2 protein-coding genes and 1 pseudogene are annotated in these 4,403 nt (G+C 67.0%); 2 read left to right on the forward strand and 1 reads right to left on the reverse strand.

What is annotated here, in order from left to right; all coding sequences use genetic code 11:
• Positions 1 to 234, forward strand: a 234-nt coding sequence (locus VKP01_RS05490; protein WP_324411041.1) for an HAD hydrolase-like protein, incomplete at its 5' end; no start/stop codon positions are given.
• A 122-nt stretch (positions 235 to 356) separates the two neighbouring features.
• The gene (locus VKP01_RS05495; RefSeq protein WP_324411043.1) at positions 357 to 3,929 is read left to right on the forward strand and encodes an error-prone DNA polymerase; all 3,573 of its coding nucleotides are present in this window, start codon (positions 357 to 359) and stop codon (positions 3,927 to 3,929) included.
• 44 nt (positions 3,930 to 3,973) lie between these two features.
• On the opposite strand, the pseudogene VKP01_RS05500 reads toward VKP01_RS05495, so the two are convergent.
• Positions 3,974 to 4,403, reverse strand: a pseudogene (locus VKP01_RS05500) (tRNA uridine-5-carboxymethylaminomethyl(34) synthesis GTPase MnmE); the annotation flags it as partial.

Below are 4,403 nucleotides of genomic sequence, written 5' to 3' on the forward strand. Positions count from 1 at the left end.
CGCGGCCTGCCCACTGACGCCCCGGCCTCGCGCATCCTCGCCATCGGCGACGCGATCCGCACCGATATCGCCGGCGCACACGCCTATGGCGCCCATGCGCTGCTGATCGCCCGCGGCATCCACACCCACGAGCTCGGCCTCGACCGTATCGCGCTCTCCTCGGAGAGCGCGGGGGAGTGGATCGCGGCGCAGACGCATCAGCCGGAAGCGATTCTCGACAAGCTGGTCTGGTAAGGCGAGGCGGCGCGCGGGTCGCGACGGGTCGTCGCGGGTGTCGGCATCGAATGTGAATCATATAGAACTTTTAGCGAACATTTGCTAGAACCGCTCCCCTGTTTCGCAGTGGATCCGGTGTCATGCGTGCCTATGCCGAACTCGCCGTCACGACGAATTTCTCCTTCCTGCGCGGCGCGTCGCATCCCGAGGAGATCGTCGCGCAGGCCGCCGCGCTCGGCCTGTCGGGGATCGGCATCGCCGACCACAATTCCTTCGCCGGCGTGGTGCGCGCCCATGTCGCCCTGCGGGAATGGCGCGCCGATCAGGGCCGCGACGGTTTCGCCGATCTGCAACTCGCCATCGGCGTACGCCTCGTCTTCGCAGACGATACACCGGATCTGCTGGCCTATCCCCGCGACCGCGCCGCCTATGGACGTCTGTGCCGGCTTCTGACCCTCGGCAAACGCCGCGCCCCCAAGGGCGCCTGCCACATCACCCGCACCGACCTCGCCGCCCATGCGCAGGATGTGCAGTTCATCGTGATGGCGGGAGGCGCCTCCATGAAGGACGCGCCGGAACTCCCCTCTCCCTGGTGGAGAGGGGTCGGGGGTGAGGGGGTCTCAGAATCGGATTCGCCCGTCATGACGGGCGCGGACGCCATCAACGGCAGAGATCCATCTTCCAAGCCCCTCACCCCCGACCCCTCTCCACGGAGGGAGAGGGGAGAAAGCGCCGTCATCGCCGCACTGATAGCCATTGCCCCCGATCGGCTATGGATCGGAGTCAGTGCAAGCTATGGACGCGCGCCGCGTCATACCATGGCGGCGCGGCGGGAGCTGGCGCAGGCGCACGGGCTGCCGCTGATCGCCGTGGGGGATGTGCTCTATCATGAGCCGGAACGGCGTGCGTTGCAGGATGTGGTCAGCTGTATTCGTCTGGGCCTGACCCTCGATGCAGCCGGGCAGCGGCTCGAGGCCAATGCGGAGCGCCATCTCAAGCCATCGGCGGAGATGGCGCGGCTGTTTCATACCATGCCGGAAGCGATTGCCGAGACGGGCCGCTTCATGGACGGGCTCGGCTTTTCCCTCGATGAATTGCGCTACGAATATCCGGAGGAAGCTCGCGCCGGATTCGATACGGCGCAGGAAGCGCTCGAACACTATACCCGCCAGGGCGCCCGGGAGCGCTTCGGCGAGACTATCCCGGAGAAGGTCGAAACCGCCCTGGAGCACGAACTCTCCCTGATCGGGCAGCTCGGCTACGCGCCGTACTTTCTGACCGTACACGATATCGTGCGCTTTGCCCGCTCCAGGGGAATCCTCGCCCAGGGGCGCGGCTCGGCGGCGAATTCGAGCGTGTGTTTCTGCCTCGGCGTCACCGAGGTCGATCCGACGAAACACGACCTGCTCTTCGAGCGCTTCGTCTCGGCGGAACGCAAGGAGCCGCCGGATATCGACATCGATTTCGAGCATGAGCGACGCGAGGAGGTGATGCAATACGTCTATGCGCGCTATGGCCGCGAGCGGGCCGGGCTGGCTGCCAGCCTGATCACCTATCGCGCCCGCTCGGCCATCCGCGAGGTCGGCAAGGTGTTCGGCCTGTCGCAGGATACGCTCGACGCGCTGTCGGGCTCGATCTGGGGCTGGTCCTCGGCCAGGGTCGAGGAAAACGAAGTGACCCGGCTCGGGCTCGATCCGCAGGAGGAGCGCCTCGCCATGGCGCTTCGGCTCGCCGACGAACTGACCGGCTTTCCCCGCCATCTCTCCCAGCATACCGGCGGTTTCGTCATCACCCGCACGCGCCTCGACGAGGTCACGCCGGTGGCCAATGCCGCGATGGAGGGGCGCACCACGGTGGAATGGGACAAGGACGATCTCGATGCCCTGGGTATTCTCAAGATCGACCTGCTCGCACTCGGCATGCTGTCGTGCCTGCGCGGCGCCTTCGATCTGCTGGAGACGCATTACGACAAGCGGCTGCAACTCTCGACCATCCCGGCGGAGGATCCGCGCGTCTACGCCATGATCGGGCGCGCCGATACGCTCGGCGTCTTCCAGATCGAGAGCCGTGCGCAGATGTCGATGCTGCCACGGCTGAAACCGGCCTGCTTCTACGATCTTGTGATCGAGGTGGCGATCGTGCGGCCCGGCCCGATCCAGGGCGACATGGTGCATCCCTATCTGCGCCGGCGCGAGGGAAGCGAGCCCGTCGCCTTCCCCGCTCCCGCTCCGGAACACGGCCCCCCGGACGAGCTCGAACGGGTGCTCGGCAAGACCCTCGGCGTGCCGCTCTTCCAGGAACAGGCCATGCGCATCGCCATCGTCGCGGCCGGGTTCAGCCCAGGCGAGGCGGACCGGTTGCGCCGGGCCATGGCCACATTCAGGCGTGTGGGCACGATCTCCACCTTCGCCCGCAAGATGGTCGATGGCATGGAAGCGCGCGGCTATGACCGCGTCTTCGCCGAGCGCTGCTTCAAGCAGATCGAGGGCTTCGGCGAATACGGCTTTCCCGAGAGCCATGCGGCGAGTTTCGCGCTGCTGGTCTATGCCTCCTGCTGGTTTAAGACGCGCTACCCGGATGTCTTCGCCTGCGCCCTGCTCAATGCCCAGCCGATGGGGTTCTACGCCCCCGCCCAGATCGTGCGCGACGCCCGCGAACACGGGGTGCGGGTAGAGCATCCCGATATCAACGCCTCGGACTGGGATTGCACGCTCGAAGCCGATGAACCCGCCCATCCGCGCCTGCATCGCCGGCATGCTGACATGCGCGAAGATATCCTGAGCGATCACGCGATCCGGCTCGGTTTTCGCATGATCAAGGGCCTGCGCGAGGCCGATATGCGCATGATCGTGGAGCGGCGCGGGGGCGGCTATGATTCGGTGCGCGATCTGTGGCTGCGCACCGGGCTTTCCCCCGCCGTGCTGGAACGGCTGGCGGAGGCGGATGCGTTCCAGTTACTAGGGCTGGAGCGGCGCGACGCGCTCTGGGCGGTGAAGGCCTTGCGACGCACCGGCGACAAGGATGATCTGCCGCTCTTTGCCGCCGCCCGCATGGCCGAGCGCGAACCCGATGCCGAGCTGCCCGCCATGCCGCCCGGCGAGAAGGTGGTGGCGGATTATCGCGCGCTCACCCTGTCGCTCAAGGCGCATCCGGTCTCCTTCCTGCGCCGGGAGCTCGCCGGGCGCAATCTGCGCGCCTGCGCCGATCTCGATGGGGCCCGACACGGCGTCAGAATCGGCTGCGCCGGGCTGGTGTTGATTCGGCAGCGCCCCGGCTCGGCCAAGGGGGTCGTCTTCATGACGGTGGAGGATGAGAGCGGGATCGCCAATCTGATCGTCTGGCCGAAAGTCTTCGAGCGCTTCCGCCCGGTCGTGCTCGGCGCCCGGCTCGTGGGCGCGCGCGGACGGCTGCAACAGGCGAACGGCGTCACCCATCTGGTCGTGGAGGCGCTGGAAGATCTCACCGGCCTGATGCAGAAAGTTGCCCGCCTGCCGGCGCCAGAAGCGCTGGCGCGCGGTGACGAGGTCAAGCGCCCCGGAATCGACCAGCGCGGCGCCCCGCCCCGGCGTCCGGGCAAGGCTGCGAAGATCGAGGCTTTGGTGCGCGAGGAACCCGGCCTGCCAGAGGACATCGCAGCGCGGGAATCAGAGCGGGATTTCATCCCGAAACGCGCCGTTGCAGCGGCGATGCCGCGCGGACGCAATTTCCGCTGAGAACCCGCCGCGTGTTTCACGTGAAACAGCTGCAATCCGACACGTCACTTGCCGATACAGAAGCTCGAAAACAGATGGTCGAGCACATCCTCGACATCGACGCGCCCACTGATCCGCCCGATCGCCCGCGCTGCGAGCCGCATATCCTCAGCGAAGAGCTCGGTCTCCCTCTGCTGGCAACCACGCTGCAACGCTTCGCAGGCCTCGATCAGCGCGACGCGATGGCGCTCGCGGGTGATCAGCGCATCGCCTTCACCGAAAAGCGATTCCGCCGCTTCACGCAGGCGTGCGAGCAGCGCATTCATACCCTCGCCCGACGGGGCGGCGATGGCGATATCCCCGCGCAAGACCGGTTCATCGACCCGGTCGATCTTGGTCACGACATGCAGATGCGGCCCGAGATCTGCCGGCAGCGGCGCGGGGTTGTCGGCCGGGTCGAGCCAGAGCACAAGATCGGCCTGCGCCATCCGTCCC

The organism is Saliniramus sp. (assembly GCF_035311605.1).
In the GTDB taxonomy this organism is placed as follows: domain Bacteria; phylum Pseudomonadota; class Alphaproteobacteria; order Rhizobiales; family Beijerinckiaceae; genus Saliniramus.

What these genes read in the sequence shown, in the direction of transcription:
- VKP01_RS05495 (WP_324411043.1), top strand. Translation starts at nt 357, where the DNA reads ATGCGTGCCTATGCCGAACTCGCCGTCACGACGAATTTCTCCTTCCTG.